The 26563-nt window shown below is 33.6% G+C and carries 29 protein-coding genes; 8 read left to right on the forward strand and 21 right to left on the reverse strand.

What is annotated here, in order from left to right; all coding sequences use genetic code 11:
- Window positions 1–44: 44 nt before the first annotated feature.
- Entirely contained in the window at window positions 45–431 is a 387-nt protein-coding gene (locus BUA98_RS03940) for a DUF423 domain-containing protein (protein WP_072970304.1), read from the forward strand.
- 204 nt (window positions 432–635) lie between these two features.
- Window positions 636–2240 (forward strand): phosphoenolpyruvate carboxykinase (ATP), encoded by a 1605-nt coding sequence (gene pckA, locus BUA98_RS03945; RefSeq protein WP_072970305.1) that lies wholly within the window; start codon window positions 636–638, stop codon window positions 2238–2240.
- Between the two features lie 122 nt (window positions 2241–2362).
- Here the strand turns inward: pckA and BUA98_RS03950 are convergent, their stop codons facing one another.
- Window positions 2363–3421 (reverse strand): phytase, encoded by a 1059-nt coding sequence (locus tag BUA98_RS03950; RefSeq protein ID WP_072970306.1) that lies wholly within the window; start codon window positions 3419–3421, stop codon window positions 2363–2365.
- 72 nt (window positions 3422–3493) lie between these two features.
- Window positions 3494–6304 (reverse strand): TonB-dependent receptor, encoded by a 2811-nt coding sequence (locus tag BUA98_RS03955; protein WP_072970307.1) that lies wholly within the window; start codon window positions 6302–6304, stop codon window positions 3494–3496.
- Window positions 6305–6538: 234 nt separating this feature from the next.
- Between BUA98_RS03955 and BUA98_RS03960 the strand changes: the two genes are divergently transcribed.
- Window positions 6539–7639: a DUF4407 domain-containing protein gene (locus BUA98_RS03960; RefSeq protein ID WP_072970308.1), complete on the forward strand. Its 1101-nt coding sequence runs from the start codon at window positions 6539–6541 to the stop codon at window positions 7637–7639.
- Window positions 7640–7769: 130 nt separating this feature from the next.
- Here BUA98_RS03960 and BUA98_RS03965 read toward each other — a convergent pair whose 3' ends face one another.
- From BUA98_RS03965 to ruvC, 8 genes are all read right to left on the reverse strand, one after another.
- On the reverse strand, window positions 7770–8489 hold the full coding sequence (locus BUA98_RS03965) for a PH domain-containing protein (RefSeq protein WP_072970309.1): 720 nt from the start codon (window positions 8487–8489) through the stop codon (window positions 7770–7772).
- A gap of 98 nt (window positions 8490–8587) precedes the next feature.
- Window positions 8588–8956: an MmcQ/YjbR family DNA-binding protein gene (locus BUA98_RS03970; RefSeq protein ID WP_026982718.1), complete on the reverse strand. Its 369-nt coding sequence runs from the start codon at window positions 8954–8956 to the stop codon at window positions 8588–8590.
- A gap of 9 nt (window positions 8957–8965) precedes the next feature.
- The gene (locus BUA98_RS03975; protein ID WP_072970310.1) at window positions 8966–9316 is read right to left on the reverse strand and encodes a DUF4260 domain-containing protein; all 351 of its coding nucleotides are present in this window, start codon (window positions 9314–9316) and stop codon (window positions 8966–8968) included.
- On the reverse strand, window positions 9313–9717 hold the full coding sequence (locus BUA98_RS03980) for a GNAT family N-acetyltransferase (RefSeq protein WP_072970311.1): 405 nt from the start codon (window positions 9715–9717) through the stop codon (window positions 9313–9315). The genes BUA98_RS03975 and BUA98_RS03980 overlap by 4 nt, the downstream gene beginning before the upstream one ends.
- A 90-nt stretch (window positions 9718–9807) precedes the next feature.
- Window positions 9808–10866, reverse strand: a complete 1059-nt coding sequence (locus BUA98_RS03985) for a DUF4421 family protein (RefSeq protein ID WP_072970312.1) — start codon at window positions 10864–10866, stop codon at window positions 9808–9810.
- Between the two features lie 50 nt (window positions 10867–10916).
- On the reverse strand, window positions 10917–11702 hold the full coding sequence (locus BUA98_RS03990) for a cyclase family protein (RefSeq protein ID WP_072970313.1): 786 nt from the start codon (window positions 11700–11702) through the stop codon (window positions 10917–10919).
- A 75-nt stretch (window positions 11703–11777) separates the two neighbouring features.
- A complete protein-coding gene (hemW, locus tag BUA98_RS03995) occupies window positions 11778–12935 on the reverse strand; it encodes a radical SAM family heme chaperone HemW (RefSeq protein WP_072970314.1) in 1158 nt (385 codons plus the stop codon).
- A gap of 154 nt (window positions 12936–13089) precedes the next feature.
- On the reverse strand, window positions 13090–13644 hold the full coding sequence (gene ruvC, locus BUA98_RS04000) for a crossover junction endodeoxyribonuclease RuvC (protein WP_035686340.1): 555 nt from the start codon (window positions 13642–13644) through the stop codon (window positions 13090–13092).
- A gap of 119 nt (window positions 13645–13763) precedes the next feature.
- On the opposite strand from ruvC, the gene BUA98_RS04005 reads away from it, so the two are divergent.
- Both BUA98_RS04005 and BUA98_RS04010 read left to right on the forward strand, forming a co-directional pair.
- Entirely contained in the window at window positions 13764–14690 is a 927-nt protein-coding gene (locus tag BUA98_RS04005; protein ID WP_072970315.1) for a hypothetical protein, read from the forward strand.
- Window positions 14687–15790, forward strand: coding sequence for a glycosyltransferase family 2 protein (locus BUA98_RS04010; protein WP_072970316.1), 1104 nt, complete (start codon window positions 14687–14689; stop codon window positions 15788–15790). The genes BUA98_RS04005 and BUA98_RS04010 overlap by 4 nt, the downstream gene beginning before the upstream one ends.
- A 200-nt stretch (window positions 15791–15990) precedes the next feature.
- On the opposite strand, the gene BUA98_RS04015 is transcribed toward BUA98_RS04010, so the two are convergent.
- On the reverse strand, window positions 15991–16476 hold the full coding sequence (locus BUA98_RS04015; RefSeq protein WP_072970317.1) for a hypothetical protein: 486 nt from the start codon (window positions 16474–16476) through the stop codon (window positions 15991–15993).
- A gap of 44 nt (window positions 16477–16520) precedes the next feature.
- Window positions 16521–16904 (reverse strand): hypothetical protein, encoded by a 384-nt coding sequence (locus BUA98_RS04020; RefSeq protein WP_072970318.1) that lies wholly within the window; start codon window positions 16902–16904, stop codon window positions 16521–16523.
- 46 nt (window positions 16905–16950) lie between these two features.
- Between BUA98_RS04020 and BUA98_RS04025 the strand changes: the two genes are divergently transcribed.
- Window positions 16951–17451, forward strand: coding sequence for a DUF456 domain-containing protein (locus tag BUA98_RS04025; protein WP_072970319.1), 501 nt, complete (start codon window positions 16951–16953; stop codon window positions 17449–17451).
- 283 nt (window positions 17452–17734) lie between these two features.
- Window positions 17735–18337 (forward strand): DUF937 domain-containing protein, encoded by a 603-nt coding sequence (locus BUA98_RS04030; protein ID WP_072970320.1) that lies wholly within the window; start codon window positions 17735–17737, stop codon window positions 18335–18337.
- 62 nt (window positions 18338–18399) lie between these two features.
- On the opposite strand, the gene BUA98_RS04035 is transcribed toward BUA98_RS04030, so the two are convergent.
- From BUA98_RS04035 to BUA98_RS04050, 5 genes are all read right to left on the reverse strand, one after another.
- Window positions 18400–19308, reverse strand: coding sequence for a pseudouridine synthase (locus BUA98_RS04035; protein ID WP_072970321.1), 909 nt, complete (start codon window positions 19306–19308; stop codon window positions 18400–18402).
- A 66-nt stretch (window positions 19309–19374) separates the two neighbouring features.
- Window positions 19375–19506: a hypothetical protein gene (locus BUA98_RS22580; RefSeq protein WP_262987433.1), complete on the reverse strand. Its 132-nt coding sequence runs from the start codon at window positions 19504–19506 to the stop codon at window positions 19375–19377.
- Between the two features lie 137 nt (window positions 19507–19643).
- Window positions 19644–20600: a geranylgeranylglycerol-phosphate geranylgeranyltransferase gene (locus BUA98_RS04040; RefSeq protein ID WP_072970322.1), complete on the reverse strand. Its 957-nt coding sequence runs from the start codon at window positions 20598–20600 to the stop codon at window positions 19644–19646.
- A gap of 237 nt (window positions 20601–20837) precedes the next feature.
- Entirely contained in the window at window positions 20838–21776 is a 939-nt protein-coding gene (locus BUA98_RS04045; RefSeq protein WP_072970323.1) for a mevalonate kinase family protein, read from the reverse strand.
- A gap of 49 nt (window positions 21777–21825) precedes the next feature.
- Entirely contained in the window at window positions 21826–22908 is a 1083-nt protein-coding gene (locus BUA98_RS04050; RefSeq protein ID WP_072970324.1) for a diphosphomevalonate decarboxylase, read from the reverse strand.
- A 151-nt stretch (window positions 22909–23059) separates the two neighbouring features.
- On the opposite strand from BUA98_RS04050, the gene BUA98_RS04055 reads away from it, so the two are divergent.
- Entirely contained in the window at window positions 23060–23536 is a 477-nt protein-coding gene (locus BUA98_RS04055) for a TspO/MBR family protein (protein ID WP_072970325.1), read from the forward strand.
- Between the two features lie 83 nt (window positions 23537–23619).
- Here BUA98_RS04055 and BUA98_RS04060 read toward each other — a convergent pair whose 3' ends face one another.
- The 4 genes from BUA98_RS04060 to BUA98_RS04075 all read right to left on the reverse strand — a co-directional run bounded on the left by BUA98_RS04060 (window position 23620) and on the right by BUA98_RS04075 (window position 26563).
- Window positions 23620–24366, reverse strand: coding sequence for a hypothetical protein (locus BUA98_RS04060; protein ID WP_072970326.1), 747 nt, complete (start codon window positions 24364–24366; stop codon window positions 23620–23622).
- Window positions 24367–25089, reverse strand: a complete 723-nt coding sequence (locus tag BUA98_RS04065) for a peptidase associated/transthyretin-like domain-containing protein (RefSeq protein ID WP_072970327.1) — start codon at window positions 25087–25089, stop codon at window positions 24367–24369.
- Entirely contained in the window at window positions 25090–25812 is a 723-nt protein-coding gene (locus BUA98_RS04070; protein ID WP_072970328.1) for a hypothetical protein, read from the reverse strand.
- 73 nt (window positions 25813–25885) lie between these two features.
- Window positions 25886–26563 (reverse strand): MBL fold metallo-hydrolase, encoded by a 678-nt coding sequence (locus tag BUA98_RS04075; protein ID WP_072970329.1) that lies wholly within the window; start codon window positions 26561–26563, stop codon window positions 25886–25888.

Here is a 26563-nt window from a genome sequence, read left to right on the forward strand (position 1 = left end):
ACTTTGAAGTATTTTTGCTTTAAAATTAAAAGTATTAGAAGATTATGAAAAGAAGAATTATACTGACTGGTGCATTTATAGGTATGCTGGCTATTATTTTAGGGGCTTTTGGAGCACATCTTCTCAAAAAATACTTATCAGTAGAGCAGTTGGTTACTTTTGAAACCGGAGTTCGTTATCAGATGTATCATGCTTTCTTTTTGCTTTTTCTTTCAACCCGAAAAGAGTTTACTCCAAAAGCATTAAAAACAATCTATAATTTAACAATTGCAGGGGTAATTTTATTTAGTGGTTCTATCTATTTATTAGCTACAAAAAACCTTACATTATTCGATTCTAAAATTATCGTATTCGCAACACCTTTGGGTGGATTTTTATTAATTCTCGCTTGGTTGGCATTATTTGTTAATATTTTTAAGCAAAAATCATAAAATACAGAATAAAAAATTCTATCTAAGAATTAATCTTTAATTTTGTCTCATAAATAACATAAAACTTTACTTCTGTGAATTTTTATTCTTTTTTGTTGGTATCAATAAAAAATATAACAATTCAATATCATAAATATAAGTGATTAAAAATCAGGAGTAAAAAATGTTTTCAGTTAAAAAATAAATATACACAACTACAAATTTATGGACACTAACACACTTTTCTCGCAATCGATTTCGTTAAAGGAATTAGGAATTGAAAATGCAAAAGTTCACTATCAATTATCTGCAGATGAACTGCATGCTATTACAGTGCAATCAGGACAAGGTGTCGAAAACTCTACAGGAGCATTGGCGATCAATACAGGCGAGTTTACAGGACGTTCTCCACAAGATCGTTTTATCGTAAAAGATAGTATTACTGAAGATAAGGTTTGGTGGGGAAATGTAAATATTCCGTTTTCATCAGAAGCTTTCGAAAAATTATATAATAAAGTAACACAGTTTTTATCTAATAAAGAAGTATTTGTACGTGACTCATACGTTTGTGCAGATGCTAATTATAGATTAAATGTTCGTGTAGTAACAGAAACGGCTTGGTCTAATTTGTTCTGTTACAATATGTTTTTAAGACCAGAAGAGTCTGAGTTAGCTAACTTTACTCCAGAATGGACAGTAATTTGTGCACCAAGTTTTATGGCAGATCCTGCTGTAGACGGAACACGTCAGTCTAATTTTGCTATTTTAGATTTTACTAAAAAAGTAGCGCTTATTGGAGGAACAGGATATACAGGAGAAATGAAAAAAGGTATTTTCTCTGCTTTGAATTTCATTTTACCAGTTTTCGAAAATACATTACCAATGCACTGTAGTGCTAATGTTGGTGAAGCTGGAGATACTGCTATTTTCTTCGGATTATCAGGAACAGGAAAAACTACTTTATCTGCAGATCCTGCACGTAAATTAATTGGTGACGACGAGCACGGATGGACTGCTGAAAATACAGTATTTAATTTTGAAGGTGGTTGTTATGCTAAAGTAATCAACTTATCTGAAGAGAATGAACCGGACATTTTTAGAGCGATCAAAAAAGGAGCACTTTTAGAAAATGTGGTTTTCAAAGCAGGAACAAACGAAGTAGATTATGATGATGTTTCTATCACTCAAAATACACGTGTAAGTTACCCAATAACACATATTGATAATATTCAGCCAGGTTCTATTGGTCAGAATCCAAAAAATATATTTTTCTTAACGGCAGATTCTTTCGGAATTTTGCCTCCAATCTCAAAATTGACGCCAGGTCAGGCTGCTTACCACTTTATTTCAGGATATACTGCAAAAGTTGCGGGAACTGAAGCGGGTGTAACAGAACCACAACCTAACTTCTCAGCTTGTTTTGGAGCGCCATTTATGCCTTTGCACCCAACACGTTATGCAGAAATGCTAACTAAAAAAATGAAAGATGCAGGCGTAAAAGTTTGGTTAATCAACACAGGTTGGACAGGTGGACCTTACGGAACAGGAAGTCGTATGAAATTAAAATATACTCGTGCCATGATTACTGCTGCATTAAACGGAGAACTGGATAACGTAGAATTTAAAAATCATGCCGTATTTGGAATTGCAAAACCACAATCTTGCCCTAATGTTCCAGAAGAAATTTTGAATCCGAGAAACACTTGGGAAGACAAAGATTTATACGATAAAAAAGCGTTAGAATTAGCTGCGAAATTCAAAGCTAATTTTGCCAAATTTGAAGAATTTGCAAACGAAGAAATCTTGGCCGGAGCGCCAAAAACGGAATAAGGAAAATTACTAATTCAAACTAAAAAAAGCTGTTCGTTATGAACAGCTTTTTTGTTTGGTATTCAACCGCAGTAAAAAAAAATAAATAAAACACTGAAACCTGCGGCTGAAAACCTAAAATATTATTTTTTAGCGGCATCAATACGTTGCTGCATCAAATCCCAGGTGTAATAATGAAACGTCATTCCGTTGCTCATGGCTACAAAAAGACCATTTTTATACTTTCCTCCTAAATTAATACTGGTGACATCAGCACCATCGCATTCAATTGTTGAAGTTGGAATTTCTGCCAATAAAGGATAATTATTCGGGTCGCCTTTTGCGCCTTCTCTTGGATAAACCATAAAGGTATTGGCTTGTTGGTTTGATACTAAAATATATCCGGTAGAATCTGTTTTTTTGTAAATCGCGATTCCTTCATTATCGGCTTTGAAACCCGTTTTTCCGAAAAGAGCCATTTCTTTATTGTCATTTAAAGCAGGATCAGCTTTGTATTTTCTGATTCCGAATTGCTCGTCGCAATATAAAATCGTTCCTAATTCATTGTCAACCGCAATAGCTTCGATTTCTTTCTTTCCGCTGTAAGCGCCAAATTTGCGTACTACTTTTGCGGTTGCAAATTTCCCGTTTCCGGAAAGTTCATATTGCCATAAATAACTTCCTGATGGCCCTGACTTTCTTCCTACAACAGCAAAAATTTTGTTGTCACTTGGTCGTGTGTACACGGCAACTCCCATTGGATCACGTAATTCTTCGCCTTCAAAAACGGGAATTCCTCCGTTATCAATGGCTTTTAAATCGGGTAAACTGAAGATTCTGATTTTGTTGCTTTCGCGTTCTGTTGTAACGGCAACGTCAACTTTTTTTCCATCGATGATTAATCCGTAAGCGATATCAACATTGTTCGGGCGTTTTAAAACTTCTGATTTACCGACAATTTTTCCATTTAAATCAAAAGCATACAAACCACCGTCAGTGTCTTTATCGGTTCCAACAATAATGCTTTTTGTAGAATCGGTTGGATGAATCCAGATAGAAGGATCATCAGTATCGTGAGGCAAAGCTTCAGTAACGGTTGTTGGTTTAACTGCGTTTGCAGCAACGGGCGCTAATTTATCATCTTTACAGGAAATGAATAAAACACTTAAAAGTAAAAAAGCGATTATAGAATTATTTTTCATTCTGATTTTTATTTAATAAAATTAGACAGAACCCCAAAGTCCTGTCTAATTTAAGAATTTTAAAATTGGTTATTACAAGTCAAATTTCAATCCCAAATTGTAACGGGCCTGATAGTATTCAGCTTGTTTGGTGTGCGCTTCAACTCCTTGGTAGTAACGCAACGGTTGGTTTGTTAAGTTGTTGGCTTCAGCAAAAACGCGAAGTTGTTTTGTAATTTTGAAAGAAGCATTGGCGTCTAAGAAAAACTGCTTGTCATAATAACTGTCTTTGTAAGACTCAGAACCCAATTCATCTAAATAATCTGATGTGAAATTGGTTGAAACTCTGGCTGAAAAACGTTTGTTTTCCCAGGACAATGAACCATTAAACATATGTGGTGTTGTTCCCGGAAGGCTAATGTCATTTCTTTCATTTCCATCTTCGTCAGCAATTCCTTTTGCTTTTGATTTTGTGTACGTGTAGTTCAGATAGATTCCAAATCCTTTTAAGAATTTACCTGGCAAGAAATCTAACTGACGTTGAAAAGCCACTTCAAATCCGTAAACGTCAACTTTATCCCCGTTTCTTGATTGTACAAATGACCAGTTTTCTCCAACCGGAATTGGGTTGATCTGATTTGGAAAATCATTAGCAAATTTTACGCTGTCGTATTGATTATCGCTGTAATTGTAAATGAAATCATTTAATCTTTTGTAGAAAACACCACCAGAAATCAAACCAACTGATTTGAAATAATTCTCAGCCATGAAATCATAGTTATAAGAATACGTTGCATCCAAATCTGGATTTCCAGCTGTAATTTCTTTATCTGCAGCAATATTGTTTACATAAGGAGCTAGTGCATAATAGTTTGGACGAGCCAAAGCTGTTGTTGCAGCCGCTCTTAAAACCAAATCTTTCGTTGCATTATATTGAAATGAAATGCTTGGTAATAAATTAGTGTAAGAGTTTGTAGTGTTGATTTCACTTTCTAATTCCTCTTCATCCAAAACTCTGTTTCCTGTATAATCGATATGAGTATTCTCTAAACGGAAACCTAAAACCATGGAAAGTTTGTCGTTAAAATCCTGATCCCATCTTACGTAAGCCGCATAGATATTTTCTTTAGCATTGTAATTAACTGCTAAATATTCTGCCGGATCTGCTTCTTTGTCAAATAACGCTGAATTGTTCAAATCTAAACTTCCTAAGAAATTGGCAGATGCAAAAGTTCCTGGTACATATTTGCTTCCTGAATTGAATCCTTTTCCGTCATAATAACTTGTTGGGACTTCAGATAATAATCCCATTCCGTCATTGATTGGCTCATAAGAATAGAACATATTATTTCTTTCTTTTTCTTTCAAACGCAATCTAAGCCCCGTTCTAAGTCTTCCTTTTTCCGAAGGAATAACGGTGAAAGGGAAACGAATGTTGATTTTTGCACCAAATTCACTTTCGCTTGTCTCATCTGTATTTTCTGTAACCGAATCAAATTCGAATTCATCTGTAGATTCACCAACCGTTGTCATTAAAGGAAATCTAGGATCAGATAAATTTTCCATCATTTCCAAACCTGTCTGACGGTATTCGATATAACGCTCTTGCGGACGATATTCTCTCGCTTTTGCATAATTCGCAGACCAGTCTAAATCTAATTTAGAGTTGATCAAATGTTCTCCACGAATTGAGTAATTCTGAACACGCTGATCTTCTAATCTTCTGTTTTTGTTTCTGTCGTTGTCAACCCCACCTTTTGTCTGGCGTTTTACACGACCTTCAAAACCAATAATTTCTTCTCCATTGTAAAGAGGTTCAATATCATCATAAGTAGTTCTGAAACGGTTTTCTCTATCATCTCTCCAGTTATAAATGGCATTGGCAAAAATGGTATTGTTTTCGTCAAATTTATAATCTAAAGCAACAGAACCACTTCGGCGAATACGTTGAACATCATATTTTCTAACTTCAGAAGCCTGTAAATATTCATTTCCGAAATCATCTTTTACCCATTCGTTTTCAATATTATCAGATCCGTAATCTACATTATTATACGATCCGCTGAAAACTGCTCCTAATTTATTGTCGAAAAAACGATTTCCATAAACCAATCCGGCTGTATAAGAAGCATGCTCGCGAATTGGCAAATAACCTCCCGCTAGTGTTGCAGAAATTCTTTCGCCGTTTGGAGTTGCTCTTGTAATTAAATTTACAGAACCTCCAATGGCATCAGCATCCATGTCTGATGTTAAGGTTTTGTTTACTTCGATAGTCGAAATCATATCAGACGGAATTAAGTCCATTTGTACGTTTCTGTTGTCTCCTTCTGCAGATGGAATTCGGTCACCATTTAAAGTTACCGAGTTCAATGACGGAGCCAAACCTCTAATAATAATATTACGAGCCTCTCCCTGGTCATTTTGCATGGTAATACCTGGAACACGTTTTAAAGCATCTCCAACGTTGGCATCAGGAAAACGACCCATTTGGTCAGATGAAATTACGTTTCCGATGTTTTTATTATTTTTTTGTTGATTCAGCGCTTTGGCCTGACCTTTTAAAATGTCTCCAACCACCACTTCATTTAACTCAGTTCCCGAAGTTTTAAGTGCAAAATCAAGAACATTATTTTTGCCTGCTTCTACTTTGATTTCCTGAGTTGTTGTCGTATATCCAATATATTTTACTTGTATTTGATAAGTTCCTTCATTAATATTAAGCAATTCAAAACGACCATTATAGTCCGAAACGGTGTATTTGTTTTCACCCACAATTTGAATCATTGCTCCTGGTAAAGGAAGCTTGTCGTCTGCATCTAATGCTTTTCCTGAGATAATTGCTTTTTGAGCATACCCGGAAAAGGTTAATAATGCAAACATTAGTAATAAATAAATTTTTTTCATTAGTTTTTTAGTTTGATTTTGGTTGCGAAACTAGAACCTTAGTATTACTAAAAGCCTTTAAAAAAATTAACATACTGTTATGATTCTTGCGAAAAAGAGAAAGTTATTAATGTTTAAATAACATTTATTTAGAACAAATTTTTTATTGTCAAGTAAAAACAAATCAACTATTTACCTCAGAATTAATTTTTTGGCGTTAAATTTGCCTTATCAATCAATCAAAAATCATCAATCATGTTAAAACAATTTTTTATCCTTTGTTCTGGAGCCGACCGAGATCTACTCGAAGGCTGTTCAGAAGGTGAACAAACCAAATATGTTGGTATTGGGGCCACCGTTTTTTTTACTGCAGTTATGGCTTTTCTGGCCAGTGCTTATGCGCTTTTTACTGTTTTTGATTCTATTTATCCTGCCCTTATTTTTGGATTTGTCTGGAGTTTATTGATCTTCAATTTAGACCGATTTATTGTTTCGACTATCAAAAAGAGAGATCGATTTATGGATGAATTTCTGCAAGCGACTCCCCGTATTGCGCTGGCGATTATTATTGCCATCGTAATTTCAAAACCATTAGAAATTAAAATTTTCGAAAAAGAAATCAATACTGTTTTATTGAAGGAAAAAAACGAAATGGAATTGGCCAATAAAAAACAAATTGGAACCTATTTCAAATCGGATTTAGATAAAAATAAAGCTGAGATTGTAGCTTTAAAGGCAGATATACTAAAGAAAGAAAAAGAAGTAAACGCTTTATATTCAACTTACATTACAGAAGCAGAAGGAACTTCCGGAACTAAAAAGTTAGGGAAGGGTCCTGTCTATAAAGAGAAACGCGAGAAACACGATGCCATCTTAAAAGAATTCGAAACCTTAAAAACAACTAACGAAGCAAAAATTGCCGAGAAAGAAAAAGCAGGCAAACAATTGCAAGCCGATTTAGATAAAAAAGTTTCACAAACACAACCGATTATTGAAGGTTTTGATGGTTTAATGGCCAGGATTAACGCTTTGAATAAATTACCATGGCTGCCTTCTTTCTTTATAATGTTATTGTTTTTGGCGATCGAAACCTCTCCAATTATTGCCAAATTGTTAGCGCCAAAAGGCGAATTCGACTTTAAACAGGAAGAAGCGGAAACAGCGATGAAAGCGACATTGGAACAAAACAAATACCAACGCGAATTACTTAAGAAAACGAGTGCTCAAATGCACGACAGGGTTTATGCTGATATTGCTGAGGATAAAAGTTTATACGATCTGCAACGTAAAAATGCAAAAGAATTATTAGAATTACAGTCGAATAGTTTTGTAGAAAAACAGAAAGCTACTCTCTAAGTCATAAAGTTTGAAAGTCGAAAGTCTTAAAGTCTGAAAAACTAAAAAGCCAGAAATTTCTATTTCTGGCTTTCTTTTTTATATAAAGTGAATGACTTTTAAACTTTCGACTTTATGACTTTCGACTAAATTACATATAACTTAAAATCTCTTTTTTATAAGCATCATATTCACCTTGCATGATCAATCCGTTATCAAGAAGTTTTTTATAATTCTGTAATTTATCAAAAAGTTCTTCTTTGGATAATTCACTTAATTTACGTTCTCCTGTTGAAGTTGGAGTAGGTTGAATTGGTTCATATGTTTCATAAGATGGAGAAGGGGTAACAGCTGGCATAATTTCAGCATAATTCGTTACTTCTTCAGTTTCTACTTCTTCAATTGCTTCTTCTACCTCTTCATATTCGTATTCTGGTTCAATAACTTCCTGAATTGGTGTTGCAGTGACAACTGGGTTTTTCAAGATATCCAATTGCTCTTTAGCATACGTATAAATTTTTCTTGCCTGAATTTTAGGAATATAATCTATTGAAACCTGAATGTCTGTTTTTGTAGAAAAAGAGAACTCTGATCCTAATATATTTTCTTTTACAAAAGTCCCCACGATTTCATCCCAGGTATAATCCGTAAAGTCCATTGAAAGACCTAAGTTTTTAGGTTTACAGATAATAATTCTTTTGTTTGTTAATACAATACTATCTGGAAAAACAGTAATTGCAGGTTTTTTTTGAACCGCGATATATCCAACTTCCTCACCCTTCATCAATAAATCATTGAGTTTTGAAGTGATTTTTTCAATCGCTTTTGGATCTTGTTCTTCGTTTAGAAATTTTTTAAATTGTTCTTTCATGTTTGATAAATTGCTAAGTAACTGAGTTGCTAAGTTTTTGACTGATGCTGCAAATGTAATGCCTAATTTTCTAATTGCTCCGCCTGTTCGGTAAAAAATTACCTCGGGTCGATAATTTCGTTCTGAATTTTCTTTGTCAAACTTTTGAAAACCAATTCATACGAATGATCGATAAGTTCTTTTATAAAAGCGGTCGATAAACTGCCGTTCAGCGCAATAGTATTCCAGTGTACTTTGCTCATATGAAAGCCTGGTTTTATTTCATCATATTCGGCTCGTAGTTCCTGTGCGCGTTCCGGATCGCATTTTAAATTGACTGAAGGCTCATTCTTTTCCCATTGTGATAAGGAAGATAAAGCAAACATTTTTCCGCCCACTTTAAAAACCAAAGTGTCTTCATCAAAAGGGAAATGTTCGCTGACACCTTTTTTAGAAAGACAATATTCGTAATACGTTTCTAGATTCATAATTCCTTATTATTTACCAATTTCGCCTAAATGCGTGTATTTAAAACCACTTTCATATTTTAAACCGTATCCAAAAAATCGATCCATTGCTGAATGTGAAAATAAAATAATTCCTGTAAGTTGTAATATTTCAACTTTAAAATAACAGCCTAAAATATACAACAAAACTGCAATTCCCCGATGATGAAATATATTATATAAAAAAGCACCACTTTTATTTCCAAAGAGATAACCAAGCATCGAAAAATCGGGTGCTAAAATTAAGACTAAAAACCACCACCATTGATAATTTAAAAGACTAAACAAATAGATTCCAAATATAAATAAACCTAATTCTTCAAGTTTTATTATTGTTTTCATAATTTCTTCTCCATCATTTTTTCAGGATGCTCTAAAGTTTTAAAACCGAATTTCTCATATAAAAAATGGGCATCTGTTGTGGCCAATCTCCAAATTTGAATGTTTTTTAAAATGGGTTCGTTCATCATGTTTTCAATTAAAATAGAGGAGTAGCCTTTGCCGCGATGTTCCTCAGTAATAAAAACATCCATTACATATCCAAAAACCACATAATCTGTAATGACACGTGCGAAACCAATTTGTTTATCATCGAGATAGATTCCAAAACAAACCGAAGCATCAATAGTAGTTTGAACTTCATCAATAGTTCGGCCGGCTGCCCAATAAATATCTTTTAGAAAGTTTTGTATGAACTGAACATCAAGTTTGTTTTTATCAGTAGAAACGGTAATTTGATTCATTTTTTTTGAATAGGTTCTGAGGTACTAAGGTTCTTAGATACTAAGGAAACTAAGCTTCTTAGTATCTAAGAACCTTAGCAACTTATTTTACTACATTTTAATTTTGTCGTCAATTTTTTCAACGGGTTTTGCAATAAAGCCGGGTGCATCAAATCGGTAGCCAAAATACAACAATCCGAAAATTTTGTCATTACTGATAACAGTAGATTTATCCTGATTATAAGAACTGACACTGAAATTTAAACTGGCGCCAAAAAGTATACGGTCTGAATTATATCCCATTTTTAAGCCACCATCAAGGTTTCTCGTGAAATAAGTGTCTTTCTCAATAGTTTCAACTCCCGAATCTATGCTTTTGTCCTTCATGAATTTTACGCCTAAAGAAGGTGATAAATGGGAAGCCACATAAAATCTTTTGTTTATAATGAAATTATAATAATATCCTGCGGCAAGACGAAGATCAAATTCTTTTTGTTTACCGTCAATATCGTCTGATTTTGACCGAATGGTATTGTAACTATAAATTAAAGACGGAACGAAACTTCCGGCACTTTTTTTCTGCCATTCTGTAAATGTGGTAATACTTTTAAGAGAGAATTTAGGATTGAAAATATAAGAGGTCGACATTCCTAATTGCAAGGTTTTAAAATCAGGAAATTGAAGATAAGGATCTTTTCCTTCCACCCAATCCGGTGCAAAATCTTTCATATTAGCTACATAATAGCCTTTTGTTTTGCTGTAATTTACCGTTTGAAGCCAGCGTCCTAAAAAGAAACGGAAATTATAATCAGAGAAAGTAGATTTTCCTTTTAAATCTTCGTCTTTATTTCCGCCAAAAAACTTTGGGTAAAAACCATAACTAAAACCTATAAATTTATAATCGACACTTAGGAATAGTTTGTAGCTATTATTGGTTTCTAAGTCAAGATTTGCTCCCTTTTTATTATTGAGCAAATAGTTGTCACTTTGAGTGCTCAAATTGGTCCTGATCATTATTTTATCAGGATAATAGATGAAATTAGCGGTGTCCTGAGATTTCTCATTTTGGCTATAAAGTGAGGAGAAATTCAGGAAAAAAGTCACCAGAAAAACACATATAAGTGTATACTTATTGTTCTGATTTGTGCTTTGTTTTGTAGCTGTTTTCAATTCAAAAATAGTTACTTAATTAGTACTAATATAAAACTACTAATTAATAATCAATAATTTACTATAGAATATAAAATTGGTTTACTCGGACTTGCATCATTTTCAAAAGAAGCAATTTGCAAATTTAGAACGTAGTTTCCATCTGGAATTTCATCAGAAACAAAAATCATTTCAGTAATCGTTGCTTCAAAGCGTGCGTCGGCATTTAACTGATGTGTGTCTTTTACATTCCAAAACGCTTTGTGAGCCAATAATTTTCCTTCGTCATGTTCTTTGTCTACGCTTGGTAAATCAATCAATAAATGCTGAATTTCGCTTTCGCGGATGAAAGTCGCTGCGTCTTCGGATAAATAAGGCGGATTTGTATTGGAGTATTTTCTAGATTTCTTATCTTTTTGATTTGGAAGAGTTCTGATAATAATGGCTTCCGTTTTTTCAGTAAGTAAAGTTGAAGCATTTGTCACATTGAGCGAAGTCGAAATGTGATCTTTTGTAATAACTAAATCCTCACCAATCTTTTCAGGTTCAACTGTGATTAATTTGGCAAAAAAGAAGAATTGTTTTAAAGCCTGATTGACGCTGTAAAAATCATTCGTAATATGCCCCAGACATTCCGTATGCGTTCCATGCCCATGCGGGTTGAAAAATATATTATTAAAATTCGTCGAAGATTTTCCTTCAGAAACTTTCCCAATCCAATCACCAAAAACAACAGGTTCAATAACTGGTTTTTCGATATACCAGGCAATCGGGTTTTCTTCTGTATTGGTTAACGAAATGGAGATATCAATGGGTTTTGATAAGTCGATTTCGAAGTTGTTGATTTTTGCTAACACAAATAAGGTTTTTATGCCGCAAAGGCTCGAGGTCACAAAGTTTATTCTTTCTGCCTTTGTGTCTTTGTGGCGAATTTAGTCTTCCAAATTTAAATAAAATAAATCTGAAGCAATTCCATCTGTTAAGAATTTTCCTTTTGCAGTTGGTTTTAAAATATTATTCTCAATTGAAAGTAAATCATCGTTTAGGAATTTCTGACTTTGTTTTTGCAGATAGTTCAAATATTCCAAACCAAACTCTTTTTCAATTCGTTCTAAGGAAACGCCCCAAATCGTTCGTAATCCCGTCATAATATATTCGTTATAACGATCGGACTTTGATAGGACTTCGGTTTCAATCGGTAAAATATTATCCTGAATTGATTTTAAGTAAAGTGAATTATTGGCAATATTCCAGCCTCTTTTTTCGCCATCATAACTATGCGCCGAAGGTCCGATTCCGATATATTTTTTACCCAGCCAATACGCCGAATTGTTTCTGGAAAAATAATTCTCTTTTCCAAAATTGGACAATTCGTAATGAATAAAGCCATTTTTTTGAAGGGTGTCGACCAAAATCATAAAATGATTTGAAGCTACTTCATCTTGTGGTTCAGCAATTTTTCCGGTGTCAATTAGTTTTCTCAAAGCTGTTTTGGGTTCAACGGTCAAGGCATAACTCGAAATATGCGGAACACCAAAACTCAAAGCGGTCTCAATATTTTGTTTCCACATTTCATCAGTTAATCCTGGAATCCCGTAAATTAAATCCAGCGAGATATTGTCAAAATATTTAGTCGCTTCTTCTAAACATTTTTTGGCTTCCGCCGAATTATGAGCGCGATTCATCATTTTCAGATCTTCTTCATAAAAAGACTGAATACCAATGCTCAAACGGTTTATTGGACTTTTTGACAATTCTAAAATTCGTTCTGAAGACAAATCATCCGGATTGGCTTCCAATGTAATTTCGGGATTTTCTGAGACTTTATAATTTTTATAGACTTCTGAGATTAGAAAGTTTATTTCTTCATTTGATAATATTGAAGGAGTTCCACCGCCAAAATAAATGGTTTCAATTTGATTGTCACTTCGAGCGGAGTCGAGAAGTTCAAATTCATTTTTACGCATGCCTATTTCTTTGGCCAAAGCCAAAACCATTTCATCTTTCTTTTTCATCGAAGTCGAAAAATGAAAGTCGCAATAGTGGCAAGCCTGCTTGCAAAAAGGGATATGGATGTAGATACCGCTCATTAATTAGATAATTAGATAATGTGACAATTAGATAATGATGTAAATGGTCAATATAATGGGAAAATTAGAAATTTGATAAAGAGATAATGTAATATTCTCAATCCAAGAATTATCTAATTTTCTAATTGACACATTGTCTAATTGACACATTTTCTCATTTACGGATTTTGTCTTCATTTTGTTTCACAAAAGCATCCCAACCCGAGTAACTTTTCCCGGCAACGATTTTTCCTGAATTAAAGAAATGACAAACTGCCGCTGCCAAACCATCAGTTGAATCGAGGTTTTTAGGCAATTCTTTCAAGCCTAAAAGTTGTTGCAGCATTTTGGCTACTTGTTCTTTACTGGCGTTTCCGTTTCCGGTAATCGCCATTTTTATCTTTTTTGGTTCGTACTCTGTAATCGGAATATCTCTGGAAAGTCCGGCGGCCATAGCAACACCCTGTGCGCGTCCAAGCTTTAACATCGACTGAACATTCTTTCCGAAGAAAGGTGCTTCAATCGCAATTTCGTCAGGATGATGCGTTTCGATTAATTCGATGGTACGCTCAAAAATGATTTTTAGTTTTTGGTAATGATTATCATATTTGGACAATTGCAGTTCGTTCAACTGCAAAAACTCCATTTTTTTGTTGATGACTTTAATCAGTCCAAAACCCATGATTGTGGTTCCGGGGTCGATTCCTAATATGATGCGTTCTTTTGTCAAGGAGTTTTTTGTTTCAAGTTTCAGGTTTCAAGTTTCAGCTCTAGAAAATTGACTCATTTTCTAATTTTCTAATTGGCACATTCTCATTGCCACATTTTCAAATTGATTACTTTTGCGGCATGATTTCAATTCCTCACAAAGCTAAGCAATTCCTAGTTCTTCTGATCAAACTTTTGATTGTAGGCGGTGCATTTTATTTTATTTACAATCAGCTCGCAAACAACGATAAACTCGATTGGCAGAAGTTCCTTATTTTATTTCGTAAAAATCAATCGGTTTTAGGAATTGGGTTTATATTGCTTTTGAGTGTTTTGAATCGGTATTTTGAGATTTTAAAATGGCAGAACCTGGCAAAAGTTATTCACGAAATTTCTTTAGGAGAAGCCACAAAACAAGTTTTAGCTGCTTTAACTGCTGGAATTTTTACGCCAAATGGAGTAGGAGAGTACGCCGGAAAAGCGTTGTATTATCCAAAATCAGAGGCTAAAAATGTCGTATTTCTGAATTTAATCTGCAACGGAATCCAAATGATCTTGACAGTGATTTTTGGAACAATCGGTTTACTTTTTCTAGGATACTGGAAATGGGTTCTAACAATTATCGCAGTATCTTTCATCTTGCTTCTTGCCTCTTTCTTCTTAAAAAGTATAAAAATCAAAGGCTACTCAATTGAAAAGCTAATTCAGAAAATCAATGAAATTCCAAAACCAATTCATCGTAGAAATATTCTTTTAGGAGTTTTGCGTTATTTGGTTTTCTCCCATCAATATTACTTTTTGTTTTTGGCTTTTGATGTCGATTTGCCTTATTGGACTTTGATTTCAACGATTGCGGTTGTTTACTTTTTGGCTTCGTCGTTACCCACTTTTCAGTTTTTAGATTTTGCTGTAAAAGGAAGTGTTGCGGTTTATTTCTTCGGAGTTTTACATGTAAACGAATGGATTGTGGTTTTCGTGACTACTTTAATGTGGTTTTTAAACGTGGTTTTACCAGTGGTTTGGGGAAGTTATTATGTGCTGAATTTTAAAACTAAAGCTGCCGAATGATTTTGACTTTATTTGCCATATTAGCCATTTATTTCGTCAGTATAAGTCTGTTGATTTTTGGCTTTAGCCGAATAAAAAAATATCAAGAGAAAGGTTTACAGCCAAAAACAAATTTCACGATTATAGTTCCGTTTCGGAATGAAGCCGAGAATCTTCCGAATCTTTTAAATAGCTTTTCAAATCTAAATTATCCAACAGATTTATTCGAAGTAATTTTAGTTGATGATAGCTCTGCAGAAAAATTCCAAATTTTAAATTCCAAATTCCAAATAAGGATTGTCAATAACCTTCGCGTTTCAAATTCACCTAAAAAAGACGCCATCACAATAGCTATGCAGCACGTAAAAACCAATTGGGTAATTACGACAGATGCCGATTGTATTGTGCCTGAAAACTGGCTTTTAACGTTTGATAATTATATACAGGAAAATCAGGTTTCGATGTTGGCCGGAGCCGTTTCATATGAATGTGAGAATTCGTTTTTGCATCATTTTCAGCAATTGGATTTAACGAGTTTACAAGGCGCGACAATAGGAAGTTTTGGTTTAAATAAAGCTTTTATGTGCAATGGAGCCAATTTTGCCTACACCAAATCTTTGTTTGAAAAACTGAATGGATTTGACGGAAATAATAAAATTGCCAGCGGCGATGATGTTTTTTTATTGCAAAAAGCGGTAGAAGAATTCCCGAAAGAAGTCCATTATTTAAAAGCGGAAGAAGCGATTGTAATAACCAAACCAACAGAAACCTGGAGAGCCTTATTCTATCAGAGAGTGCGTTGGGCGGCAAAAACAAGTTCGTACAAAAGTACTTTCGGAAAGTTTTTAGGATTGATTGTTTTCTTCGGAAATCTGAGTTTTGTAATTGGATTTATCTTTTTACTGTTCGGAATTTGGTCTTACCCAATATTTGTCTTGTTCGCCTTTTGTAAGTTTGGAATTGACTTTGTTTTGCTTTACATCACGAATCAATTCCTGACAAGAAGCCGAATAAAAAGTCTATTCTTGAGTAGTTTGCTTTATCCTTTTTTTAGTTCGGCTGTGGCTTTGTATAGCTTGTTTGGAAGTTATGAATGGAAGGGAAGAAGGTTTGGGAAATAAATTCCAATTTTTGCAAATTCCAAATTCCAAAATATGTAATCTCAATTTTGTGATACCTCGTTCCTTGGAATAAAAATAGACAAAGCGTCTTTTGAAAATGAGTGCCCTAGCCCTGATGGGAGGGAAAATCCTTTTGTGCCGGGGTTCGGCGCAAAAGATTGGAAGGACAGCAGGAAATAGCTCCTTAAAATTCTGATGATTTATTTCTGATCTTTTGCCTTAATAATAACAGGCAGAATAAATTGTGTTTTTACCGGAATGCCGCGTTTGATTGCCGGATTTACTTTTGGGAAATCGACTAAACGGGCGTGTAGAATACTATCAATTTTAATGGTATCGTAAGCAACAGTATCTTTAGGAAACTGCGGTTCGAATTTCATCGTTGCGTTCGGGAAAACGGTTACTTTTACTTCGATGGTATCCAATTCAGGATAAAGGATTGATAAAGTATCAATGTCTAGTTTTGCCTCAATAAGTTGTCCCATAACTTCAAAAAAACATTGCTGGCGCAGTTTTTTGTCGGCTATTTTTTCGCATTCAGCAACTGACGGATATTCGTCAACTTCTTTCCAGTTAATTGCTTTTAACTCTTTTTGAAGTAATTCTTTTTCAGACGGAATCTGCTTGTCAAAATATTGACAAGAATTGAAAATAATGAAAACTAAAAAAATAGGAAACTGCTTCAAGGCTTTAATATTGATTGTAAACTAATTAGATTATAAAAATACGATTATTTTTTTTGAGAAGCTTTGTATTGCAAATATTCTTCGTAGCTTTCTGAAAGCCATTTTTCTTTGTTTGTCGCAGCAATTTCCTTTTGATCAGGATACAAATGAGCCAAACGATCTGAAAAAGTAGCAATCTGAACCGTATAATTGTAAAACTCGGTTTTTGTTAAAGTAATATTCGGGTCATTTTTTCGATTAAAATATTCGAAGAAAAGCTCGTCAAATTCCTTCATGGAAAAATTTAATACTTTTTTCTTATTACTTTTATAAATACTGTCCTGAAGTATTTGATCATCGACAGCTAGTTTTTTAACTTGTGCATAAGCACTATCGTTGATTGAAAAAATCAAAAAACAAATAAAAGATAATTTTAAAAGTCTATGCATTGTCTAATTTTTCTGACGGTTGCAAGACAAATTTACAAAAAAATATATGGATTTACTACTGTTCGCACTTGGATTTATATGCGCTATTATTGGGATTTTTGGTAGTTTTTTGCCTGTTTTACCGGGTTTGTCAAGTTGTTGGGTGGGATTGCTATTGTTGTATTTAACAAAAGCGGTCGAAAACAACTATTGGGTTCTTGGAATTACGCTTTTAATAACCATTATAATCACAATTCTCGATTATGTAATTCCGGCAAAAGGCACCAAAAAATTTGGCGGCAGTTCGTACGGAATTTGGGGAACCAATATTGGTTTGGTGGTTGGAATTTTGGCTCCAATTCCGTTTGGTGTTATCATCGGACCGTTTGTTGGTGCGTTTATTGGCGAACTTATTTATGATTCTAAAAACCATAAAAGAGCCTTAAAAGCCGCAACCGGATCTTTGCTTGGTTTTCTGGCTTCGAGTTTTATCAATTTTATGTTTTGTATTATTTTTCTAGGTATTTTTTTACGCGTAACATGGGAATATCGAAACATATTGTTTTAATTATGTAACATTGAGCTAAGTTTTTTCTTATTTTTTGAGAACTATTACAGAAAAATTTGATTTTTTTTAAAAATATTTCCTTTTTATTTTGATTACAAAAGGGTTATGTTTAGTGGGGATGCGAAGTTTTTGACAAAAATAAATGTTAAATCCACCATTATATTTTTAACTTAATCTTTGGAAATGTTAAAATATTTTATATTTTTATCCTGATAAACGATAAAAACGCCCCTTTTGTCGGTTATTTTGAATAAGTATAAATAATTTTTTAAATAAATTAAGTATGACTCCTAACCTACAAATTGAACTTAGACGTTTTATTTCTTCTAATGTTGTTTCCAAGTTGAACAAGTTTTATTTTGAAAATGATGCACTCTTAATCAAAGGAATCGATGTCTCGATCGGAACCGTTTTAATGGGATTGTATAATAGGGCCGGCGAATCTGGTTTTTATAAAGAATTAACTTCAATGATCGCAGATGACTCCACTTTTTACCAGGAAGTCGATTTTACATCAGGAAGAATTTTATCAGTCGATGACTGTTACCGTATAGAAGGAAATGCTTTATTGAAAGGAATCTTCACAGAAAAAAAAGGAAGAATCTCTGAAATGATCTCAAACGAAGTCGGAATCAAAAGCGAAACCGCAAGAGAAATACTTAACTTCTCAGCTTTACTAGTAGTTTCTTACCTTAAGAACAACATGCAATTACTAGACAGTTTAAAATTACTTCTTGAAGAACAAAAAAGAGAAATTTTAAACAGTATTCAACCCGGAATCAAAATTATCTTAGGATTTTCATGTCATGAAGTAGTGGAAGACAAAAACCAATCTATGGGAAGATCTATTTTTACCCTTTTTGGACACAACTTTTTCAGCTTCTAAATAAAAAAATCCCATCTTACAAAAGTAAAACAGGATTTATATTATTGAATTTGAATCGTTTATTAAACGTTTTTCAAATTGATAATTTCTTGCTCAGTCAAAAAGCGCCAGTTACCTCTTGGTAAATTCTTTTTGGTTAAACCTGCAAATGATACACGATCTATACGTAAAACATCATATTCGAAGTTTTCGAAAATAGCGCGAACCACTTTTACATTCGATGAACGTAATTTAAGCCCAACTTCGCTCTTTGGTTCATTATCAATATAACTAACCTCTTCAACAAATACACGGTGTCCGTCAAGAACCAAACCTTTGCTGATTTTTTCTAAATCCTCAAATTTTAAGTTTTTGTCTAGAGAAACCTGATAAATTTTAGACGATTTCTGACTCGGTAAAGTAAATTTACGAATCATATCTGTATCGTTGGTGAATAACAACAAACCAGTCGTGTTTTTGTCCATTCTTCCAATCGGAGCAATCTTTGCTGTTGTAGAACCGCGAACAAGTTCCAGAACGTTACGATATTCCTGACCTTCGTCAAGTGCAGTTGTAAAGTTTTTAGGTTTGTTCAATAAGATGTATTCTTTCTTTTCAGGAGTCAAAGTAACACCGTCAAAATTGACAACATCGTTTAATTTTACTAAATAACCCATTTCAGTAACCGGAACGCCATTTACTTTAACGTTTCCAGACTGAATGTATATATCGGCATCACGACGTGAGCAAACACCTGAATTAGAGATGTACTTGTTCAAACGTATCTCGTCTGCTGCTTTCTGTCTTTTAGGAGCCTGATTCTGTTTTTTAATTTTTTCTGCTTTTTCTTCTTCAGCAGCTTTCACAGCCGGCTTCACTTTTTTTGGCCCTTGCGCACGCTTCGCCATAGGAGGTTTTGGCTTGCTAGAGTTTGATTTCGAGCTGTTTGGTCTCGAACCGCCTCTTTTATTATTGCCTTCCTTATTGTTCATAAATTCTGTAATTTGTGCAAAGATAGTTTATTCTTGCTAAATAATCTTAAGTTCATTGTTCTTAGATTAATAGCTATCGTTTTTTGGGGTTTCAGGAGCATCACAATTGGCTTTTTTCAGGCATGGTTTCCTGCTTTCGGCTTTATCTCTCCATTTCATTACGAGGATATCGCCTCTATCAGGGCTAGTTTCAAACAATTGGCTCCTTTTAAACATTTTGAATTACAATTATTTTACAGAGATACACAAAGTTAACGCAGAGCTACGCAAAGCTTTTTTTAAAATTCTTGATGTACCTCTGTGAAATTCTCCGTGAATCTCTGTGGAATAACCTATTAGAACTTAGAAATTAAAGCTTTTCCGTGCCATAAAACACTAGGATTAATCAAAACAATGCAAAAAACGCCCGACACAATCAGGAATTTCAAAACATTATGAAGTAATAAATATTGTCCTTTCGAATTTGATCTCCATAAATAAAGAAGGAAAAATAGCAAAACACCAAAGCATACATAAAAGTAAATGTCCATATAACCAACATCATAAATGTTGATTAAAACATAGACAGGAAGTACAGTCAAAATGGTCAATGCAGTAATAATTTGTTTAGAGACCGTTTCATTATAAAGTATAGGAATCGTTCTGTAATCGTTGGCTAAATCACCCTTTAAGTTTTCCAGGTCCTTTATCATTTCGCGAATAAGCAATAATAAAAATAAGAAAACCGCATGTGCCGAAATCACCATAAAATGACTCATATGATCTTCAATTTCCTCAAACGAAATCTTGTTGTAGAAATACAGCAGAATCGCAAAAAAGGGAATAACAGCCAAAAACGCCGCCATCAAATTACCAACAAGCGGATATTTTTTTACTTTGTGCGAGTAAAACCAAATCAGGAAAATATAAGCCGAAAAGAATAAAAAGGCGCGCCAGGAAACAACGAATGCCATTAAAACAGCAACGAAATTCAAAGTAAAATAAACAGAAAGTTTTGTTTTCTGACTTACCAAACGATCCAGCATTGATTTGTTTGGTCTGTTGATTAGATCTTTCTGACTGTCATAAAAATTATTGATAATATAACCCGAAGCAATGGTAATTGCAGAAGCAAAAACAATCAGAAATAAATTGAAATCAAGTAAAATGTCGAGTGCCCTTTTCTCCGGCGCCAATATAAAGATAGCAGATAAATATTGCGCTAAAACAATAATCGGAATGTTGTAACCTCTTACCACAGAGAACAAACTAATAATTTTCATGACTAAAAGTTTGTGCTGTCTGCTTAACATTTTAAAATTTAAGTTTGGGATTAGGACGTAATTTAAGACTTTTTGCTGAAGTTCTATTTTAGTTAAAGTTAATTTTAACAATTTGGAGACGATTACTAATTCGTTTCTAAATTACCAAGCAATAAAATTATTGGTCCTAAAACAATTAAATCTATAAGAAGTAATCACGATAAAATGTTATTTAAATATCTTTTTACAATATTTAAAGAAACCTATTTCGCAATGAAACTTTGATTTTTAGAACTGATAAACTACTTCCAGTTTATAGTCTTTTAAAGAAGCTTTAGCACGTTCTAAGTCTTCGGTAAAACCAAGAATATAACCGCCACCGCCAGAACCACAAAGTTTTAAATAATAATCGTTTGTGTCAATTCCGTGTTGCCAGATTCCGTGAAATTGCTCCGGAATCATTGGTTTGAAGTTATTTAAAACAACTTTTGAAAGTTTCTTAGTATTGGTAAACAAAGATTTCATGTCGCCGTGTAAAAAATTCTCTACACAAGCATCAGTATGTTTTACGAATTGGTTTTTAAGCATCGCACGGAAACCTTTGTCTTTTAGGTTTTCCATGAAAATGTTTACCATTGGAGCCGTTTCGCCTACAATTCCTGAATCTAATAAAAACACAGCACCTTTTCCGTCAAAACTTTGAGTCGGAATTCCAGTTGCTTCAATATTGTCTTTAGAATTGATTAAAATCGGAATGCTCAAATAACTGTTTAAAGGATCTAAACCAGAACTTTTTCCGTGAAAAAAGCTCTCCATTTGAGAAAATATATTTTTTAGTTGTAATAGTTTTTCACGAGTTAAATTCTCTAAAACTGTTATTTTGTGAGTCGCATATTTATCGTAAATCGCAGCAACAAGAGCACCGCTGCTTCCAACGCCGTAACCTTGCGGAATACTAGAATCGAAATACATTCCGGTTTCAACATCATTTTTTAAAGCAGTCAAATCAAAAGCAACCAATTCTGGTTGTTCTGTCTGTAAAGTTTCAAGGTAAGATGCGAATCGTTTTAAACTTGCGTTAGATGCCAAAGCTTCTGCTGAAGGTTCTTCAGATTTCTTTAAAGCACCATTGTAAAAATTATAAGGAATAGAAAGTCCCTTAGAGTCACGAATGATTCCGTATTCTCCAAAGAGTAATATTTTTGAGTAAAATAATGGTCCTTTCATAATGTATTTTAAGTCTAAAAATCTAAATTTTAATTAAAGATACGGAAAATTACAATGCAATTGATCCTTCTCCAATTTGATCGCAAATGTACTGACCATTCTGGCAAAATACAACTAATTCGTCCTTAATAAATTGTAATACTTTAGCGCTAACGTTTTCGGGATAAAGTACATGAACATTTGCACCGGCATCAAGCGTAAAACAAACCGGAATCTGGGTTTCGTTTCTGAATTTCCAAATCGCATTGATGATTTGCAAAGTATTTGGTTTCATCAAAATAAAATACGGCATCGAAGTCATCATCATCGCGTGTAAAGTCAACGCTTCGCTCTCAACAACTTTAATAAAATCCTCTAAATTTCCATTTTCAAAAATGGTAATCAACTGATCTAAATTTTCATGTGCCTGCGCAAAACGTCTTTCAGCATAGGGATGATTGTGCATTAAATCATGTCCAACCGTGCTCGAAACCTGTTTTTCGCCTTTATCCACTAATAAAATAGTATCCTGGTAATTCTTGAAATTTTCATGAATAGCGTATGGAAATTCAACCCCAAAGAAGTCTGAACTTCCTTCTATATTTGCCTGATTCCCCCAAACTACAACATTTCCTTTTACACTTCTACAAGCACTTCCAGAGCCTAAACGAGCCAAAAAAGAAGCTTTTTGATAGAAATAGTCTTCTGTCATTTCAGGGTTCAGCTTTTTTTCTAAACTCATAAAATTCATTGCCAAAGCCGCCATTCCAGATGCCGAAGAAGCAATTCCTGAACTATGAGGGAAAGTATTTTGAGTATCAATTGTAAAGTGATATTCCTTCAAAAACGGAAGATAAATTTCAATTCGCTCTAAAAACTTCTGAATTTTTGGTTTGAAATCTTCTTTTGGTTTTCCTTCAAATAATAAATCAAAAGAGAAAGAATTTTGGTTCTCTCTTTTTTCAAATCCTAATTTGGTAATTGTTTTGCAATTATTTAAAGTAAAACTTACTGAAGGATTTGCCGGAATTTGATTGTCTTTTTTTCCCCAATATTTTACTAGTGCAATATTGCTGGGAGCGCTCCACTCAAAATTTCCGTTTTCGATTGTTGAAGTATATTTATTTGGAATAAAATCAGCTGCTGTAAACATGAATTATAAAATTTTGGCAAAGATAGTTTTTAAATTTTTTCACCATATAAGTTATATAAGAAAATATAAAGCTGCTTTTCTAAATGAACTTGTAATACTTATATAGCGTACAATTTTTCTTTTGACTATTTTTGATTCAAAATTTAATAAAATGAATAAATACATAAAAATTGCAATAGCCTTATTGGTTTGTTTAGCAGTAGGGTATTCTGCCAGTACAGTAACAAGGCCAAGTGTAGAAACGTGGTATCCAACTTTAATAAAGCCAATTTTTAATCCGCCAAATTGGATTTTCATGCCAATGTGGACATTACTTTATATTTTAATGGCAGTTGCTGCCGGATTAGTTTGGGATAAAATCAAAGAACAAAATGACGCCGTAAAAAAAGCACTTCTTTTCTTTATTATTCAGTTAACCCTGAATGCGATTTGGTCTTATTTGTTCTTCGGATTAAAAAATCCGCTTTTGGCTTTAATCGAAATTGCACTTTTATGGCTGATGATTTATGAAACGTATTTGAAATTTATCAAAATCAATAAAACAGCGGGTTATTTACTAATTCCCTATATGGCTTGGGTTGCTTTTGCAGCGGTTTTGAATGCGAGTATTTGGTGGTTGAATAAATAGTTTAGTTTCAGGTTTCAGGTTTTTAGGTTTACTTTGATAATTCGGCTGAGGCTCGTGTTAGAATTCTTTTGTAGATGAGATGTTTAGTTTTTGGGTTCCGTTTTCAACTTCTTAAACTCATCATTTTTAGCAGTCAAAAAATCCATTGTTGCCAGAATATTTGGATGCTCTAAAAGCATTTTAGATTTTAGATCGGCATCACAAAATTGAAGAAATAGTTCTTTTTCTTCGGAAGTTAATTTTAGGTCTTTTATAAAAAAAGTTTCAGGAACTGTAGTCGCAATGAGTTTTTTGAAATCCATTTCAGGGATTTTCTTTTTAGGCTCTTCTTTGTCTTTTTTTAATAACCCAAAAAGCCCACCACCAATTGCTCCAAAATTCATTCCGTTTGGTATTGAGCCATCGTAAACCGGAATAAAGCGTCTTAAATCTTTGGCCTGTTTTTCCATGTTTATTTCGGCAATCGCTTCTGCATCATACTCAATTTTTGGGAATTTAATTTTGGTTATGACAACTTCATCCAGTTCTTCTGGTTTTAAGACCATATTAACGACCAGATTATTAATTTCAATGTTTTGGGAGGTTACTTTTAATCTTGAAAAGAAATAATCTTTAGAAAAGAAAATCAAACTGTCTTTGACATTTACCAAAATAGCAAATTCTCCTAACGCATTTGTAGTGGTACTTGTTTTGGCTGTTTTATTAATGACTTCGACACCTTTTAGGACATTGTTTTGCGAGACAACTTTTCCGTGAAGTAGTTTTTCTGTTTGGGAAATAGAAAGCTGATAAGTGAAAAAAGAAATTGTGGTGAGTAGTTTTACTTTCATTTAGTTATTACTTTTTGTTTTTAGTTTCTTAAAAGCATCATTTTTAGCGTATAAAAAATCCATTGTAGCCAGAACATTTGGATGCTCTAAAAGTGTCTTAGATTTTGGATCGGCGTCACAGAATTCAAGGAAAAGTTCTTTTTCTTCGGATTTTAAATTAAGTTCTTTTGTGAAAAAATCGGGAGAGACAGATATTGCAATGAGTTTTTTAAAATCAACTTCGGGCGTTTTAGGTTTGATTTCTTTTTCTTTTGCTAAGAGAGCGTATATTTTTTTTCCGATATGGATAAAATCAATTCCGTTTGTGATTGTTCCAAATCCTGTAGGTCTGCCAGAATTAAGTTTAATTTCTTCAATTTCTTGAGATGTAAGCTGGATCGGTTTAAATTTTATATTTGAAACCACGACTTCCTCTAATTCTTCAGGTTTAAGAATCATATTTATTACCAGATCGCTGGTTTCAATATTTTGAGAGGTCACTTTTAATCTTGAAGTAAAAAAATCTTTAGAGATAAAAAACAAACTGTCTTTTACGTTTGCTGAAATTAAAAATTCTCCCAAATCATTGGTAGTGGTACTTGTCTTTGCTGTTTTATTAATGACTTCAGCACCTTTAATTGCGTTGTTTTGAGAAACAACTTTTCCGTGAAGTAATTTTTCGGTTTGGGAAATAGAAAGCTGGTAAGTGAAAAAAGAAATTGTGGTGAGTAATTTTACTTTCATCTAATTAATGTTTTTCGTTTCCAATTTCTTAAATTCTTCATTTTTAGCATACAAAAAATCCATTGTTGCCAAAACATTAGGATGTTCTAAAAGTGTCTTAGATTTTGGATCAGCGTCGCAGAATTCAATGAATAGTTCTTTTTCTTCGGGTTTTATTTTTAAATTTTTTAGAAAGAAATCAGGAGGACAAATAGCAATAATCAGTTTCTTAAGACGGTCGTCGGCAACTTCAATTGTTTTCTTCTGCTTACCTTTTAAAGGAAATGAAATTCGAAGCGCTTCTCTAATTGAATTATCACTAACTCCTGTATTCCAGAATAAATCTTTGGCTTTTTTACTGATTAATACATCTGCAACATCATCAGCGCTAATCTTAACTTTATCAAATTCGACCTGATTTATCACAACTTCATTCAATTCTTCAGGTTTCAGAATCATGTTAACGAGGAAATTGTTGCTATCAATATCTTTGGTGGTGATTTTTAATTTAGTAAAGAAATAATCTTTCGAATAGAAAATTAAACTGTCCTGCACTTTTACTGAAATTGTGAATTCTCCTAAAGTGTTTGTTCTTGTACTTGTTTGGGCCGTTTTATTAATGACTTCAACATCTTTAAGAACTAGATTTTGAGAAATAACTTTTCCGTGAAGTACTTTTTCGGTTTGAGAAATACTAAGCTGATACGTGAAAAAGGAAATTGTGGTAAGTAATTTTACTCTCATATATGGTTAATTAGTTGAGAGTAAAATTATTAGAATAGTCTTAATGAAAACTTACCGAATATGTAAATTCTTGTTAATAATGTAATTTGAGTTTTTGAACAAATTTTTCGAATTCTCCATTGTTTTTTAAAACAGGTCCATGTCCAAAGCAAAGTATTTTTGGTTTTAAAGATGCTAATTTTAAAATGGATTTTCTATTGGTTTCTTTGTCAGCAGTAAATAAATTTGGTGGTTCGTGGAGGCCAACTTTGGTGGTAAGCAAATTTATATTTGTGAGAACGTCTCCAACAATCAGAACTCCATCTGATTCCCTGAAAAAAGACAAATGACCACTAGAATGCCCTGGCGTTTCAATAACGGTAAATTCGCCAATTTGATCGCCTTCTTTTAAAATATCAGAAACTTGGTGCCCTTTTCCTGCCCAGAATTTTTTTTGAAATTTAGATATAAAATGATTCGGATTTGGATATTCAAAAGTGACATTTCCGTTTTCAGCAGCTTGTTTTTCGAGTTCACTGCAGAAAAGAGGAATGTTGAGTGTTTCGCAAATAATTTTGCTGCTTCCCTGATGATCGGCATGCGCGTGAGTGAGTACATGTTTGGAGACGTCTTTGTGTTTTAAGGCTTTCAAAATTATATTTCCCGAACTCCTTATTCCGGCATCAATTAACATATCTTCAACTAGATAACAATTAATCCCGCTGCGTGGAAATAAAGGGATTTGGTAAACGTCTTTGGCAATATTCTTCAT

Source organism: Flavobacterium saccharophilum, assembly GCF_900142735.1.
In the GTDB taxonomy this organism is placed as follows: domain Bacteria; phylum Bacteroidota; class Bacteroidia; order Flavobacteriales; family Flavobacteriaceae; genus Flavobacterium; species Flavobacterium saccharophilum.

What these genes read in the sequence shown, in the direction of transcription:
- BUA98_RS03940 (WP_072970304.1), top strand. Translation starts at nt 45, where the DNA reads ATGAAAAGAAGAATTATACTGACTGGTGCATTTATAGGTATGCTGGCT.
- pckA (WP_072970305.1), top strand. Translation starts at nt 636, where the DNA reads ATGGACACTAACACACTTTTCTCGCAATCGATTTCGTTAAAGGAATTA.
- BUA98_RS03950 (WP_072970306.1), bottom strand. Translation starts at nt 3,421, where the DNA reads ATGAAAAATAATTCTATAATCGCTTTTTTACTTTTAAGTGTTTTATTC.
- BUA98_RS03955 (WP_072970307.1), bottom strand. Translation starts at nt 6,304, where the DNA reads ATGAAAAAAATTTATTTATTACTAATGTTTGCATTATTAACCTTTTCC.
- BUA98_RS03960 (WP_072970308.1), top strand. Translation starts at nt 6,539, where the DNA reads ATGTTAAAACAATTTTTTATCCTTTGTTCTGGAGCCGACCGAGATCTA.
- BUA98_RS03965 (WP_072970309.1), bottom strand. Translation starts at nt 8,489, where the DNA reads ATGAAAGAACAATTTAAAAAATTTCTAAACGAAGAACAAGATCCAAAA.
- BUA98_RS03970 (WP_026982718.1), bottom strand. Translation starts at nt 8,956, where the DNA reads ATGAATCTAGAAACGTATTACGAATATTGTCTTTCTAAAAAAGGTGTC.
- BUA98_RS03975 (WP_072970310.1), bottom strand. Translation starts at nt 9,316, where the DNA reads ATGAAAACAATAATAAAACTTGAAGAATTAGGTTTATTTATATTTGGA.
- BUA98_RS03980 (WP_072970311.1), bottom strand. Translation starts at nt 9,717, where the DNA reads ATGAATCAAATTACCGTTTCTACTGATAAAAACAAACTTGATGTTCAG.
- hemW (WP_072970314.1), bottom strand. Translation starts at nt 12,935, where the DNA reads ATGAGCGGTATCTACATCCATATCCCTTTTTGCAAGCAGGCTTGCCAC.
- BUA98_RS04005 (WP_072970315.1), top strand. Translation starts at nt 13,764, where the DNA reads ATGATTTCAATTCCTCACAAAGCTAAGCAATTCCTAGTTCTTCTGATC.
- BUA98_RS04010 (WP_072970316.1), top strand. Translation starts at nt 14,687, where the DNA reads ATGATTTTGACTTTATTTGCCATATTAGCCATTTATTTCGTCAGTATA.
- BUA98_RS04020 (WP_072970318.1), bottom strand. Translation starts at nt 16,904, where the DNA reads ATGCATAGACTTTTAAAATTATCTTTTATTTGTTTTTTGATTTTTTCA.
- BUA98_RS04025 (WP_072970319.1), top strand. Translation starts at nt 16,951, where the DNA reads ATGGATTTACTACTGTTCGCACTTGGATTTATATGCGCTATTATTGGG.
- BUA98_RS04030 (WP_072970320.1), top strand. Translation starts at nt 17,735, where the DNA reads ATGACTCCTAACCTACAAATTGAACTTAGACGTTTTATTTCTTCTAAT.
- BUA98_RS04035 (WP_072970321.1), bottom strand. Translation starts at nt 19,308, where the DNA reads ATGAACAATAAGGAAGGCAATAATAAAAGAGGCGGTTCGAGACCAAAC.
- BUA98_RS04040 (WP_072970322.1), bottom strand. Translation starts at nt 20,600, where the DNA reads ATGTTAAGCAGACAGCACAAACTTTTAGTCATGAAAATTATTAGTTTG.
- BUA98_RS04045 (WP_072970323.1), bottom strand. Translation starts at nt 21,776, where the DNA reads ATGAAAGGACCATTATTTTACTCAAAAATATTACTCTTTGGAGAATAC.
- BUA98_RS04050 (WP_072970324.1), bottom strand. Translation starts at nt 22,908, where the DNA reads ATGTTTACAGCAGCTGATTTTATTCCAAATAAATATACTTCAACAATC.
- BUA98_RS04055 (WP_072970325.1), top strand. Translation starts at nt 23,060, where the DNA reads ATGAATAAATACATAAAAATTGCAATAGCCTTATTGGTTTGTTTAGCA.
- BUA98_RS04060 (WP_072970326.1), bottom strand. Translation starts at nt 24,366, where the DNA reads ATGAAAGTAAAACTACTCACCACAATTTCTTTTTTCACTTATCAGCTT.
- BUA98_RS04065 (WP_072970327.1), bottom strand. Translation starts at nt 25,089, where the DNA reads ATGAAAGTAAAATTACTCACCACAATTTCTTTTTTCACTTACCAGCTT.
- BUA98_RS04070 (WP_072970328.1), bottom strand. Translation starts at nt 25,812, where the DNA reads ATGAGAGTAAAATTACTTACCACAATTTCCTTTTTCACGTATCAGCTT.
- BUA98_RS04075 (WP_072970329.1), bottom strand. Translation starts at nt 26,563, where the DNA reads ATGAAGAATATTGCCAAAGACGTTTACCAAATCCCTTTATTTCCACGC.